The organism is Caldococcus noboribetus, assembly GCF_055389385.1.
Genome location: NZ_AP042475.1, coordinates 1,205,388 through 1,218,205 on the forward strand (window position 1 = coordinate 1,205,388; position 12,818 = coordinate 1,218,205).

Genomic DNA, 12,818 nt, shown 5'->3' on the forward strand with positions numbered 1-12,818 from the left:
GTTTAGCGACGGCTACCATCACGTTTTAATTGACAGAGGCTAAAGGATATCTGGGGACTCTATGGCTACAGAGCCGCTGGTTAGAGACATAATGCATGTTCCGCCAGTTAAGGTCACTCCCATAACGCCCGTTAATGAGGCAGCTCAAATAATGATGGACAAGGGCGTGGGCTCCCTTATCATAGTTGATGACAGCGATAATCTCATAGGCATAGTTACTAAGACCGACATAGTTAGGGAGGTAGTAGCCAGAGGGCTGTCCCGTAACGTACCTGTAGGCAACATAATGACCAGGAACCCTTACTTCGTGCTTGAAGACTACACAGTTAAGGAGGCCGCCGAGCTTATGGGAGCTCATAATATAGGTCATCTCCCAGTTCTTTCCAGAGGCAGCATGAAACCTATTGGCATGATCTCTAAGAGGGACATAATAAGGTTGGCGCCGCACTACATAACCCTGGTGTACGTGTTGCAGTCCCAGGTAGAGAAGCGATGAGAGGCTTTTGTAGCTCACCAAGGCCACTCCTTACCATCATGAATTATTCTTCTGAGTGACGTTGGAAGAATTATATTCTTAGCAGCAGTTATATGGCGGGTTGTTTTGGGTGGCAGGAGCTCTCCTGACATGGCTGCCCTGATTACGAGATCCTTGGTAGGCGGAGGAGGTATCACTATGAGGCCCCTGAGCGACCTTGCAGATGTTGAGACCCCTCTTAGGGTAAAACCTAAGGACTCGAACTTCTTAATATCGTAGTAGGAGTCCAAACCATCAAGCCATACCATAACAGAGCCGTCGTGACGGTTCCTAAGTTTCGATATGGCGGTCAGCCTGCGAAGCTCCTTAAGCGCTTCATTGCTGTATGAATAGCTCCTCATCCATCCGAACAATTTCACTTCATCAGAATTATAATCTATGATAACGGCAGGCGCGTAACGGGCTCCAAGCCTCTTTAGCGCCTCTAGCCTGTGAGCGCCGTCCACTAAAATCCACGAGTTGGCGGCAATCACTAAGGGCTTGGCCAGCACCATGCTCCTGGTAATGCTCTTCAGGACCTCATCAACTCGCTCAGGGATGAACATCTCATGAGGCCTTATAAGATCCACCTCAATGGAGGCTATGCTCACCTTAAGCGACCTTTCATCAGCAAAGGCTCATCAGCTCCGCACCCGGGGCGCTGACAAAAAAAGAGAAAATAAGCATTTGTCAGGTTAGTTTAGGGCTTTCAAAGGAGCAGGTAGGCTTATAAACCCTGCTAGGCCAGTCGCTCTTGGCCCTTTCCTGGAAACAGGGAGGGGCGCGTAACTAGAGAGAGTGTGCGAAGTGTCGGGAGAGGGTGGAGAGTCCCCTCGCAAGGTTTCTAGCCTTCGCGAGGGCGAGGATAATATAGACATAAAGGTTCGTGTTTTGAGCGTTGAACCTCCAAAGACTATACATACACAGAGAGGGGACAGAACGATAAGCGAAGCTGTAGTAGGCGACGAGACTGGCAGGATAAAGCTCACTGCGTGGGGCCAGCAGGCGGGCAAGCTTAACGAAGGTGACGCCGTAGAGCTGAAAGGCGCGTGGACTACGAGCTTTAAAGGGCAGGTGCAGCTCAACATAGGCAGCAGAGGATCCATAGAGAAGATAGACGACAGCGAGGTCCCCAAGGCTGAGGAGATCCCAGAAAGCACGCCGAAGGCTCAGTCAACGGGATATAGGCCACAAAGAGGCTCGAGGAGGTTTGGAGGCCGCCGTAGCTTTGGAGGCGGTAGAAGATCTCCAAGGAATGAGGAGAGCAGTGAGGAGGGCGGGGAGGAGTTCTAAGAGCTGACGGCCCTAGAGTTTCTTTACAACATAGCTTTAACAGCTTTATGATTACCCTTTTTGTACATATGATTCCGGCAGCTAAGTTGAATTCTGCGTACAAGCATTTTGCTTTTACTTTATATAACGCGGACGCTTAGGAAGAGGAGGAGGGACTACTTGACCGCTAACGCAGTTAAGGGGTCCACATTCTTAGAAAAGGGTAGTCCTGCGACAATATTTTATGTTGATAGGGAGACTGGAACCGTTTACATGGTTGACCCAGGCCAAGGGGAGGATAGGCCGAGGGCGCTTAGGAGGGACCTGGAGAGGCTTGGAGCAAGGAGGAGAGCGGTCCTAGTCACACATTATCATAGCGATCACTTGTCTGCGCTGGGAGAACTGCAGGTGGATGAAGTAGCTATGAGCAGCCTTGACGCGCCCGTGGCCAAAAATCCGGAGCTCAGGGTAATGATGACCTTCGGCTATCCCGTTAACCCAAGCGATAAACTTCTCACGTTCCATGGTCCCCCGATCAGAGTTGATTTGGAGATACCTCCTGAGGTCGACAGTTACGGCCCTCTTAAGCTAGTAAGGCTTCCAGGCCACACAGACGGTCAGCTAGGCGCTATAACTCCAGATGGGGTCTTCTATGTTGCGGATGCGCTCTTCGGCGACAGGGTCCTTGAGAAGTACGGGGTACCATACCACAGGATGCCCTGCGTCGCAGAAAGGAGCCTAAGCACTATAGAGGGACTTGAGGGAAAAGTTGACTTTATAGTGCCTTCGCACGGCCCATTGATTAAGGCCTCAGAGGTAGGCCCCTTCATAGAAGCTAATATCAAAAGGATAGAGGAGGCCAAGGAGGTCGTTCTGAGCGTTATATCTAAATCAGCCACGCTCGAGGACATAGTGATAGCATTACTAAAGAGGTTCAAGTACTCTGAACTAACGCCTGACGTGCTTATGCTGCTGGAGGCCACGGTCAAGGGCTATATAAGGTGCCTTAGGGATGAGAATGCCGTAGAAGTTGAAGTTGGCGAAAGAGGGCTAAGCTTTAGGGCCTCTGCGGGCCCTTCGAGGGCCTGACCCTAAATGCCGCTATTCTGACGCTTCCCTCAGGCCCCTCAGGCTCATTGAGCTTCTCTACCTCAACGTCAAGGCCCTTCTCAATCATTATGTACCTTAGGTCGTCAATCCAGTCATAAAGGCCACAGGTTTCGCAGTAGCTTCCATCAAACTTGACATAGTAGGTGTCACCCTTCCTAGTGACGAGCCTAGCAACAGCCTCAGGGGACCTGTACCTGTTATACTCCTTAATGGATTCCTTGACTATTGTCTTTATGTTGTCCATGCTACTGGCACCTTGGCCTCAGCCCCTCAAGGGCTGCCTTGGCTGCGGCCGCCGGGTCAGGCGACTTGGTTATCGCTGAGCCTATAATTATTATGTCCGCGCCGGCAGCCGCTAAGGCGCTGACGTCTGATGGCTTTATTCCGCCTGCGACTGCCACGGGTCCTCCGAAGACCTCCTTGGCCCTCCTCACAATGTCTACGGCCTGCGCCGCAGTTATACCTAGGGCCCTCTGAACGTCGATCCCTATGTGTATCACAGCCACGTGGGCGCCCGCGCCTTTAGCCTTCCTAAGCCATGAGTCAAGGTCTGTGAAGCCTATTAGGTCAGCATAAACATCCCTTCCAGTGGCCTCGGCCTCCCTGACGGCCTCCTTTATGGTTTCCTCGCTGCTGGCAGCCAGGACGCTCATAGCGTCAGCGCCGTGCTCAAAGGCCAGCCTGGCCTCTAGGCCGCCTACGTCAGCAGTCTTTGTGTCAGCCATCACGAGGTGTCTTCCGGGGAGCGACCTAAGGATGTCGACGCTCTTCATGCCCTCAGACTTTATGAGAGGAGTTCCAGCCTCAAGTATCACTGCAGGTCCCAGGGACGTGAGTGAGCCCACCCTTATTGCGTCCCTGAGGTCGGTGAAGTCAAGGGCTACCTGAAGCAGGTGGCCGCACTCGCCAAGCCTCTCAACTAGGCTCCCCAAGCCTCGCACCTGCCTTTCACGGAAGGGGGCGGAATTATAGCTTGATTGAGGTTACGGTGTTATGCTTCTCGTGAGCTTATAGCGTGTGAGGCTCTAGGGCGAAAGGCTTAGAGATTTAGGGTATTACGGATAAGTAGTGAAGTCTGGGGTCAGGTCGGGGTCTTGACTCTTGCTGCTAGCGCACATGTCTGACGTACACATAGGCGCTAAGAAATACGGCGAGCGAGTGATATACGAGGACATATTCAGAGCCTTTGAGGAGTCCTTGGAGGCCGTGAAAAGGGAGCACGCAGAGGTCCTAGTAATATCTGGCGACTTCTTCGATTCACCACACCCTGACAACACTACGCTCGTGAGGGCGCTCAAGCTGATAAAGAACTTCGCATCCCACGGCATAAAGGTTGTAGCAGCGCATGGGGAGCACGACACGCCAGGGAGGAGGGAGCACAGCCTCCTGTCGTTGATGTCTGAGGCAATAGAGGGCTTCTACGCGCCCACCCTTCTGGGGGCAGGCAGTCTAACGGGACCTCAGCTAGTGGACCTTACAACCGTTAAGTTAAACGGAGTGGCATTCATGGTCTACCCGTTCTTCAAGGTGAGCATAGACGAAAGGAGAGAACTCTATAGGAGGTTAGGTCCCCTCTATGACTCCCGCGCCAGGGAGCTGAGGAAGGACGGCGTTAAGTCAGTCTTTGTGGCTCATATGCCGGTTGATCCCGTGTTCCCCTTTACTGACGAGACGGTCACTTCGGTAAGGTCCTTTCCCAGGGTCAACTACGTGGCTCTGGGCCACATACATAAGAGGGAGATAAATTATGAGAAGTTCGCCGACGGAAACCTCTGGTATGCCTACCCTGGATCCTTGTACCCGCTTGACATAAAGGAGGCCAGGGAAACTCATAAGAGGGGCCCGCTCCTTATAGATCTTTCCTCTGAGGAGGCTACAGTCAGCGAGGTTCCCGTGACTGTAAGGGAACACTATGTAATACCGCTCACGGTAAAGGAGCCTAGCTCTGTATATTATGACTTGAAAAGCGCCTTATCAAAAGTTGTAAAAAGCCCCAACTACCAGCCGTTAGTTCATTTAGACATAACGGCACTCCCAGGGATCCCAACGAGGCTGATAGAGGCTGAGGCCAACAGGATAGCGAAGGAACTAAACTTAATACTTATACCTCACATTACTAGGGCTGCTGACGAGAGCACAGGCTTACCTAAGGGCGAGGCCAAGACAAGCATTGACATAGTTAAGATGTTACAGGAAATAGTGGGAGATGACGAGTTTACAGCTAAGGTTGTGCTGGAGCTTGCAGCTGCAGCAGCTGAGGGCGAGGAGGAGGCCGTAGACTCAGCCCTTGAGAAGCTGACTTCGTGGCCTAAGTCACTTGAGATACTTAGGAGGTTGACAGCGTCATGACCTATATAATAAGTAAGCTGACGCTGAGCAACTTCCTTAGCCACAAGGACACTACAATCGAGCTGCCCAGGGGCAGCATTGCCATAGTTGGCCAGAACGGCGCCGGTAAGACAAGCATGTTCGAGGCCATTTACTATGCCCTCACTACAAATGGGTGGAGAGGAAAGCTGTCCAACCTTGTCAGGGCGGGCTTCTCCAGAGCCTCTGTGGAGCTCGTACTTAAGGATGTGGAATCAGGGAGTGAGGTCAAAGCAGTCGCGAGCATAGAGAAGCGCAGGCAGGACTCAGCTACATCAAGCTATAAGCTCACCGTAGATGGCAAGCTCGCCGCGAGCACGGCATCGGACTACAGGGAGGAGATGGCTAAGGTCCTCGGCCTTCACGGGGTTAACGACTACAAGGGCTTCATAGACTCGGCAGTAATCATAAGGCAGGGCGGCCTTGAGGAAATAGCCTCGATACTTGCCCGTGAGGAAAGCAAAAGGCTTAGGGAGCTCGTGGAGACAGCCATAGGAATACCTCAGCTTAGGGCCGCTGCTGATAACATAAGGTCTCACACCATAAGGGCCTCTAGAAGCGACGGCACAACGATAGTCTCTGTTGAAGTAGGCCCAAGGAGAAGGTCAGAGATTGCTATGATGCTTCAGAACGTCAGGAAGGTTAGGCAGGAGAAGCTTTCCGAGGTTAAGGCCCTTGAGGAGGAGCTAGGTAAGCTTGAGGGGGAGGTTAAGAAGCTAGAGGAGGACATAAAGGGACGTGAAACTAAAGTCAATGAGCTCTGCGGCCCAGTTGGCGCCATACCTGAGCTAGAGCGGCAGCTGAAGGAGCTCGAAGAGCAACTGACCGCCCGGTCAAGGGAGGCCGAGGAGCTGAGGATTAAGTTGGGGGAGCTTGAGCGCAGGGTTGGGGAAGCCGAGAAGGCCAAAGAGCTGGCCTCCTTAGAGCCCCAGGTCAAAGAAGTAGACTCCCTCAACGCCGAGATAGCTGGCATTTATAGAGACTTAACAACGCTGAAGTCCGTGGTAGAGGCGTTAGACGACGTAGAACGCTATGAGAACAGCTACAGGCAATACATGGAGCTCAGGACAAGGCTTGAAGACGTGCTGCGCAGGAAGGAGATGGAACTTGCAACGTCCCTGAGCAGTGCGGAGGCCGCAGAGGCTCAGGCTAACTTGCTCAGGTCACAAATAGATGACATAACTAAGAGGCTGAGCTCCGTGGTGGGCGTTTCCGTGCCAACCTCGCCCGAGGGCCTAGAGGTCGCGCGGCAGGGGGCCGCGAAGCTCGCAGATGACCTTGAGTCACTCCGCAGGAGGCAGCAGGAGCTTGAGGCCAGGCTTGGCTCTATAAAGCAGAGGGCCCTGCAGCTCAATGATATAGTTAAGGTTCTGGGCACTAGCGGTGAAGCCAGGTGCCCAGTCTGCGGCTCGCCTCTCTCAGCAGAGAGGAAGGAGGAGCTGCTGAAGCACTTTGACGACGAGAGAAAGGGGCTGGCCGCTGAAGAAAAGGCTGTTTTGGATGAACTCAATAAGATCAATAGATCCATTTCAGAGCTTGAGGACGGGCTCCGCAGTGTTCAGGTTCTGGAGGCCCAGCTTGAGCGCCTGCTGGACTCGCTTGCTAAAGTTAAGACCGTAGACGTGGGGTCTATAAGGAGGGAGCTTGAAGAGGTTATCAGGGAGGAAAAGGAGGTAAAGGACAGGCTTAAGAGGTTAGAGGGAGAGTACTCGGCCTATGTGTCTGCAAGGAACAGGCTCTCGTCGCTTGGAATCAATGATATAGAGGCTGCGAAAGGCCTGAGAAGCAAGTATGAAAGCCTGGCCAGTGAGCTTAAGGCCAAGACTGACGCCAGGGACTCCGCGGTCAGGAGGCTGTTGGAGGCCACAGGGGCCTCCAGCTATGAGAAGGCAAAGGGCATCGTGGAGGACGCCGTCAGAAGAGTTGCAGAACTTCCGTCGCTGCTGGAGCAGCTCAACATAGTGAGGTCACGCCTGAGCGATCTAAGCTCGGAGCGTGCAGCGCTGGAGACAAAGATGGGTGAGCTCAAGGTTAAATTGGAGTCCCTCAGGTCGCAGGCCGCGGCATGCGAGGCCGAGAGGTCTAAGCTAAATGACCTGAGGAACGCTTACACTAAGCTTAGCGCACAGCTAGCCTCCTTAAGCTCACGCATTGAGCAGGCCAAGAAGGATGTTGACAGAACTTATGACGAGGAGCAGTCGCTGTCCAAGGCTTTGGATAAACTTGACGCTGCTCTCGGAGCTGTTGAGGCCATTGAAAGGCTCGAGAGGACCCTCTACAGGAGGGCGCTTGTGAGCCTTGAGAACGAGATGAACGAGATATTCAGGGTCTTCGGGTTGGACTACGCAAGGATTGAGGTTAAGGAGACAGAGGACGCCTTTTACTTCGTTGTCGTTGATAGGCAGGGTCGTGAGAGGCCCATAGCAAGCCTTAGCGGCGGCGAGCAGATAGTGATAGCTTTAGCCTACGTGCTTGCCCTCAACAGGATGATGCACTCTAACATAGGGTTCCTCTTGTTGGATGAACCCACGGACATGCTTGACGATGAGAGAAGGAGGGCGCTGGTCGACGTGCTTGGCAAGCTGACTGAGGAGGGAGGACTGCAGCAGCTCATAGTGATAACTCACCACACAGACTTGGTTGATAACGTAGACAAGGTCTGCTCTGTGGAGAAGGGCCCCGATGGCGCCTCCTCAGTTAAGTGTGAGAGTGAGTAGGATGAGCAGCGTGGTGGCCGAGGCCCTAGAGCTTAGGGACATAATAAGGAGCTTGGTGAGCGGCATCCCCGAGGCCTGCGACTTTGAGTGGCACAGCCTGCCTGAGCCTTCCAAAGGATCCATAGCGTACTCTGTTGAGGATGGAGGCCAGGGAGACAGGAAGCTGAGAACTTACACCCTCTTTGCCGTGAAAGCGTGGGGAGCCAGCTTCAGCGATAATGGTCAGTACAACAGCGTCCAGGAGGGATTTGTCGGCCTAGTGGTGCCGCAGGGCCTGGAGCCTGGGCAGAGGCTAAGGCTTTACAGGCAGGTCTTGGAATTGGACGTTTCTGCTAAAAGCGTCGCAAAGGAGGGCATAGCCTTGTTTGATGGAGCTCCCCCAATGCGGTGGGGGAGAATAGGCACGGAGGTTACGTGGGGCGAAAGCCTAGAGCTGGCGGCCAAGGTTCTCAGCAGCCGTCCTGAGGCGCTGAAAGGGCTCACTCAGAGCATGTGCAGTGAGCCTGACGTGGACTGCGTGCTGGATCTCATAAGTAATGCTTTAAGAAGGCCCCTGACGGCGAGGGCCCTCATGAGGCTCGCAGCGCAGGGCGGTCTGAACCTCGGCTTAGGTAGCGAGAGGAAGCTCATCTACTCAGTCTTAGCTATGGAAAACCTTGAGAGACTATACCTATTCAAGAGCGTAGTTGAGAAAGCGTGGTCTCAGAACTCCATACCGGTCTTTGTGGTCAAGACCAGCAGGTCAACGAGCTTCTGCAACAGGAGCCTTCCTGACGTTCATGTGATAGAGAGCGCCCTCAGGGCCAAGGGTAACCTGGAGCCAGGCTACACCGTTGCCAATGTATATGAAAGCATTTATGATTACTTTGGCCTGAAGAGGAGCGGACGGAGCATGTACCCAGATGTCGGTGACCTGAGGGACTTTTACGAGAATAGGCTTTCCGTGGCAACTGCCTTCGTAAGGTTAAGGCGCGGGGGCTACATATTCAAGGTTGAAGTAGTCTATGATCGCAAGGCTCAAAGCTATGAGGAGGTGCTCAGGGAAGCTCTCTCTAAGCTTTCAGCACTCCCGCTCACAGCTGAAGGGTACCCGCTGCCACTCCTTATGGCGGACTCAAAGGCAAGGGTCACCTCGGCTGAAATGGATGCTGCGCTTAGGGCCGTTAGCCTCGACCTGATCCCCGAGAGCAGAAGCGTCCTAAGGGTTTAGAGGTGGTGTGAGATGAGCTACGAGTGTTCAAGCGGCAAGAGGCTGGGCTGGATAGTTGGCGAGAGCACTCCACGCTCTAGTCAGGTGCTCTTTGCGGAGGACAGGGTGCCGCACACGGGCACCTACGTCTTGGCAGAGTCGCCAGACGGGTGCCTCTTTGGCATTGTTGAGTCAGTGTCGTCAGGCAACAGGCTGCTTCCCGATGATGTCACGAGCCCAGAGTCCGTTGACGGGCTAGTTCAGATACTGAAGCAGAGCCCAGCGGTCTCTCCAACTTACATAAAGGGAAGCGTGCGGTGGCTAAGCTATGAGGAGGATCTGTTGAGGGGCAGCATCCAACTGCCCAAGGTGCCCCCAAGGCCTGGCACTGAGGTCTATGAGGTCCCTCGTAATGTCCTGGAAGAGGTCTTCAAGGGTGATGGGAACAACTGGCTGAGGATAGGATCGCTTATAAATGATAGCATAAGCTATGGCATAGATGTTAACAAACTCACTAGGCACCTGGCAATACTCGCAGTGACAGGCGGAGGCAAGAGCAACACCGTCTGCGTCTTGGCTAGAAGGTTAGTCAGTGACCTCTCAGCAACTGTTGTTATATTTGACATGCATGGAGAATACGGGGATCTTAAGCTTGGCCCCAAAGCTAACTACATAGCTAGGCCTGCGATAAACCCGGCCAAGCTCTCGTTCAACGAGCTTGTGGAGCTTACAAGGATACCGGATAACGCTACCAATCAGCTCAGGGTTCTCAGGGAGGCCTGGAGCACGGTAATGGATGACTACTACGCTGGCAGGCTCCGTTCTGATGACCTAATAGAGGAACTAGTAAATGAGGTATCGAGAGCGCGTGACAGGGGTAACTCAGACCCAGCTGTCGGCGTGCTGAACAGGCTCAGTGATCTCCAGGACTACTATGGTGATATCTTAAGTAAGTCCGTCCCCTTGGAGCTTAAGGAAGTCATTAAGCCTGGCATGCTTAACGTATTTGACTTGAGCGAACTTGACGAGCTGGGAGCCGATGCTGTAGTTAGCCATTACCTTAGGAGGCTTCTGGCCGAGAGAAAGGCGTGGAAACACAGCGGCGGGAAGAGAGGCTATCCGAGCCCTGTAATTGCTGTCGTAGAGGAGGCGCACGTTCTCATACCGGCTAGGGACTCAACGCTGACAAAGTACTGGGCCGCTAGAATAGCCAGGGAGGGGAGGAAGTTCGGCATAGGGCTTGTCATAGTGAGCCAGAGGCCAAGAAATGTTGACCCCGACGTGTTGAGTCAGACAAACAACAAGATAATACTTAGGATGGTAGAGCCTCAGGACATAAAGTACGTGCAGGAGGCCAGCGAGGAGCTCAGCGAGGATCTAGCTAACATGCTGCCCAGCCTTAACCCGGGTGAGGCCATAGTGATTGGCAGCATGGTTAGGCTGCCGGCGGTAATTAAGATAGACCCGTGTACCTGCGAGGATGGGAAGTCCTGCAAGAAGGGAGGAGGCGATTTAGATCTAGTGAAAGAATGGAAAGGCTCCAGAAGTGAAAATGAAAGTAATGACATCGATGATATAATCGGTGAGTTAACTTAATGACATCACCTGAGATTTTTGAGTTCAGGCCCTGTAACTGCCTCCTGTTGGCGCCGTGGGAAAGCCTTGCAATAGTCGAGGGAAGAAGCTCTATAGTCAGCGTGAATGTTGGCCTTGGTAAGGCTCTGGCTTCATATAGCGGCGGCTCTGCGGCTATCAACCTTGACGGCGTTACATACGAGGTCGCGATAAGTATATTAAGGGAACACTCCAAGAGGAGGTCCATTCTGGCAGTCCTACCAAATGGTGACTTCTACGAGATAGAGCTCAGGACGCCCACATCATACTATAAGTTGGTGCCATTAAAGGACAGCACTCCAACCTTGGAAATAAATGGCATACACATGCATAGGATCTCTGATACCACTCCCCTAATTGATGCTGAGCTCAAGGTAAAGGCCGCTGGCGTGAAAAGAGGGGATAGAGTCCTTGAGGTAGGCACGGGCTTGGGCTACACTGCAACAAAGGCCCTAGAGAGGGGGGCCAGAGTAGTCAGCATAGAGCTCAAGGAGGAGGTGCTCTGGATTGCGGAGAGAAATCCCTGGAGCTTTCGGCTTAAGGAGTCTAAGAATATAACCATTATACATGGCGACGCGTGCGAGATTGTCAACTATATTAGGGGGCCTTTCGATGTCATAATTCATGACCCACCTAGGCTAACTGGCGACACAGGATGTCTTTACTCTAGCCATTTTCATGCCAGGCTCTTTGAGTTGCTCAGGCCTGGCGGAAGGATATTCCACTATACGGGGGAGCCCGGGAGAGTCAGAGGGCGAAGCCTTTACGCAAGCGTTATGCGAAGTCTCAGGTCAGTGGGCTTTGAGAGGTTGAGATACTTAAATGACGTCATGGGCATTGTCGGCGAGAGAGTTCGGTGACGCTTAGACAGCCTTGAACTTCTCACTCCAAGCCTCATAGGCCTTAAGCATCTTATCGTCAACGCTGGGCCTCCTGTTCTTCATGGACTCCTCGAAGTCAGCCATATTTACAGGCCTGAGGTCCTTCAGCTTGTTTTCAAAGTACTCCCTCACAGTCCTCATGTAGGCGTCCTGTACTAGGTCCTTTATATCGCTTCCCGAGTAGCCCTCCAGCCTTCTTGCCAGCTCATCTATGTCCACGTTAGCTCCTGCGGGAAGCTTGGAAAGCAGCATCTGCAGGAGCCTCTTCCTTGCCGTGAAGTCAGGAAGTCCAACGTATATCCTTTTCTGGAACCTCCTAATGAATGGCTCGTCGAGATCCCATGGCTTGTTAGTGGCCGCTATGACGTACACATGAAGTCTCTCGCCCTTGTCCTGAAGGCCGTCCATTTCTTTGAGGAACTGGTTCCTTACCCTGACCTCCCCTCCTACCTCATTAGCATGGACTCCAAAGAGGGCGTCAACCTCGTCGATAAATATTATGACAGGTACGCCGCCCTTGGCCCTGGATCTAGCGTAATCAAAGAGCTTCTTGACGTTCTTCTCTCCCTCTCCAAGCCATTTGCTCATGATGCTAGCAGCGTCAACGTAGAGGAACTCCCCTGCCACCTCGCTGGCCACAGCGGCGGCAAGCATGGTCTTGCCCGTGCCTGGCGGGCCGTACAGAAGTATGCCCCTGGGCCATCCAAGTGGGAACAGCTCCGGCTTTGTTATGGGGTAGATGATTGCCTCCCTTATAGCTCTCTTGGCGTCATCAAGGCCTGCTATATCATCGAAAGAGACTTTGGGCCTCTCCCTGAGCACGAACTCGGGCGGCTCATTATCATCATTGCTGGTCTCGCCCTTGAGGTCAACCTTAACTATATCATCTCCCTCACTCAGGGGCTGTGCCCCTTTAGCTTCGACGTACTTAAGTCTCATGCTCACGTCATAGTACATCCTCCTGTAAACACCTATGAGAGGGTGGTCAGGGTAGTTCCTAAGTATCTCATCAAGGGCCTCTAGGGCCTTCCTGTACTTATCAGCGGCAGTGGCATAGTCCTTCTCCTTCTCGGCAGTCAAAGCCTCCTCTATTTTCTTCTTAGCCATGTTCTCTAGCATCTGTACTGGGCTCCATGACATGGTGGTCGCCTCCG

General features: G+C 53.0%; 12 protein-coding genes. 8 read left to right on the forward strand and 4 right to left on the reverse strand.

Going from position 1 to position 12,818, the window contains the following annotated elements; genetic code table 11:
* Positions 1 to 61: 61 nt before the first annotated feature.
* On the forward strand, positions 62 to 496 hold the full coding sequence (locus ACZ5GQ_RS06425) for a CBS domain-containing protein (RefSeq protein ID WP_498856335.1): 435 nt from the start codon (positions 62 to 64) through the stop codon (positions 494 to 496).
* Positions 497 to 510: 14 nt separating this feature from the next.
* Here ACZ5GQ_RS06425 and ACZ5GQ_RS06430 read toward each other — a convergent pair whose 3' ends face one another.
* Positions 511 to 1,125: a ParB N-terminal domain-containing protein gene (locus tag ACZ5GQ_RS06430; RefSeq protein ID WP_498856336.1), complete on the reverse strand. Its 615-nt coding sequence runs from the start codon at positions 1,123 to 1,125 to the stop codon at positions 511 to 513.
* 196 nt (positions 1,126 to 1,321) lie between these two features.
* Between ACZ5GQ_RS06430 and ACZ5GQ_RS06435 the strand changes: the two genes are divergently transcribed.
* Both ACZ5GQ_RS06435 and ACZ5GQ_RS06440 read left to right on the forward strand, forming a co-directional pair.
* Positions 1,322 to 1,807: an OB-fold nucleic acid binding domain-containing protein gene (locus ACZ5GQ_RS06435; protein ID WP_498856337.1), complete on the forward strand. Its 486-nt coding sequence runs from the start codon at positions 1,322 to 1,324 to the stop codon at positions 1,805 to 1,807.
* A 159-nt stretch (positions 1,808 to 1,966) separates the two neighbouring features.
* Positions 1,967 to 2,875 (forward strand): MBL fold metallo-hydrolase, encoded by a 909-nt coding sequence (locus tag ACZ5GQ_RS06440; RefSeq protein WP_498856338.1) that lies wholly within the window; start codon positions 1,967 to 1,969, stop codon positions 2,873 to 2,875.
* On the opposite strand, the gene ACZ5GQ_RS06445 is transcribed toward ACZ5GQ_RS06440, so the two are convergent.
* Positions 2,844 to 3,140 carry a hypothetical protein gene (locus ACZ5GQ_RS06445; protein ID WP_498856339.1) on the reverse strand — a complete coding sequence of 99 codons (297 nt, stop codon included), beginning with the start codon at positions 3,138 to 3,140 and terminating at the stop codon, positions 2,844 to 2,846. The genes ACZ5GQ_RS06440 and ACZ5GQ_RS06445 overlap by 32 nt on opposite strands.
* Position 3,141: 1 nt before the next feature.
* Positions 3,142 to 3,828, reverse strand: coding sequence for an orotidine 5'-phosphate decarboxylase / HUMPS family protein (locus ACZ5GQ_RS06450; RefSeq protein WP_498856340.1), 687 nt, complete (start codon positions 3,826 to 3,828; stop codon positions 3,142 to 3,144).
* Positions 3,829 to 3,997: 169 nt separating this feature from the next.
* Between ACZ5GQ_RS06450 and ACZ5GQ_RS06455 the strand changes: the two genes are divergently transcribed.
* From ACZ5GQ_RS06455 to ACZ5GQ_RS06475, 5 genes are read left to right on the forward strand one after another with little or no spacing between them, the layout of a single operon-like run.
* Positions 3,998 to 5,245: a metallophosphoesterase family protein gene (locus ACZ5GQ_RS06455; RefSeq protein WP_498856341.1), complete on the forward strand. Its 1,248-nt coding sequence runs from the start codon at positions 3,998 to 4,000 to the stop codon at positions 5,243 to 5,245.
* The gene (locus ACZ5GQ_RS06460) at positions 5,242 to 7,980 is read left to right on the forward strand and encodes an AAA family ATPase (RefSeq protein WP_498856342.1); all 2,739 of its coding nucleotides are present in this window, start codon (positions 5,242 to 5,244) and stop codon (positions 7,978 to 7,980) included. The genes ACZ5GQ_RS06455 and ACZ5GQ_RS06460 overlap by 4 nt, the downstream gene beginning before the upstream one ends.
* Position 7,981: 1 nt before the next feature.
* Complete coding sequence (locus ACZ5GQ_RS06465) at positions 7,982 to 9,190, forward strand: DNA double-strand break repair nuclease NurA (protein WP_498856343.1); 1,209 nt, start codon at positions 7,982 to 7,984, stop codon at positions 9,188 to 9,190.
* Between the two features lie 12 nt (positions 9,191 to 9,202).
* Positions 9,203 to 10,765 (forward strand): helicase HerA domain-containing protein, encoded by a 1,563-nt coding sequence (locus ACZ5GQ_RS06470; protein WP_498856344.1) that lies wholly within the window; start codon positions 9,203 to 9,205, stop codon positions 10,763 to 10,765.
* A 47-nt stretch (positions 10,766 to 10,812) separates the two neighbouring features.
* The gene (locus tag ACZ5GQ_RS06475) at positions 10,813 to 11,643 is read left to right on the forward strand and encodes a methyltransferase domain-containing protein (RefSeq protein ID WP_498856345.1); all 831 of its coding nucleotides are present in this window, start codon (positions 10,813 to 10,815) and stop codon (positions 11,641 to 11,643) included.
* Between the two features lie 3 nt (positions 11,644 to 11,646).
* Here the strand turns inward: ACZ5GQ_RS06475 and ACZ5GQ_RS06480 are convergent, their stop codons facing one another.
* Entirely contained in the window at positions 11,647 to 12,804 is a 1,158-nt protein-coding gene (locus ACZ5GQ_RS06480; RefSeq protein WP_498856346.1) for an AAA family ATPase, read from the reverse strand.
* Positions 12,805 to 12,818 lie beyond the last annotated feature (14 nt).

What these genes read in the sequence shown, in the direction of transcription:
- ACZ5GQ_RS06425 (WP_498856335.1), top strand. Translation starts at nt 62, where the DNA reads ATGGCTACAGAGCCGCTGGTTAGAGACATAATGCATGTTCCGCCAGTT.
- ACZ5GQ_RS06445 (WP_498856339.1), bottom strand. Translation starts at nt 3,140, where the DNA reads ATGGACAACATAAAGACAATAGTCAAGGAATCCATTAAGGAGTATAAC.
- ACZ5GQ_RS06460 (WP_498856342.1), top strand. Translation starts at nt 5,242, where the DNA reads ATGACCTATATAATAAGTAAGCTGACGCTGAGCAACTTCCTTAGCCAC.
- ACZ5GQ_RS06465 (WP_498856343.1), top strand. Translation starts at nt 7,982, where the DNA reads ATGAGCAGCGTGGTGGCCGAGGCCCTAGAGCTTAGGGACATAATAAGG.
- ACZ5GQ_RS06470 (WP_498856344.1), top strand. Translation starts at nt 9,203, where the DNA reads ATGAGCTACGAGTGTTCAAGCGGCAAGAGGCTGGGCTGGATAGTTGGC.
- ACZ5GQ_RS06480 (WP_498856346.1), bottom strand. Translation starts at nt 12,804, where the DNA reads ATGTCATGGAGCCCAGTACAGATGCTAGAGAACATGGCTAAGAAGAAA.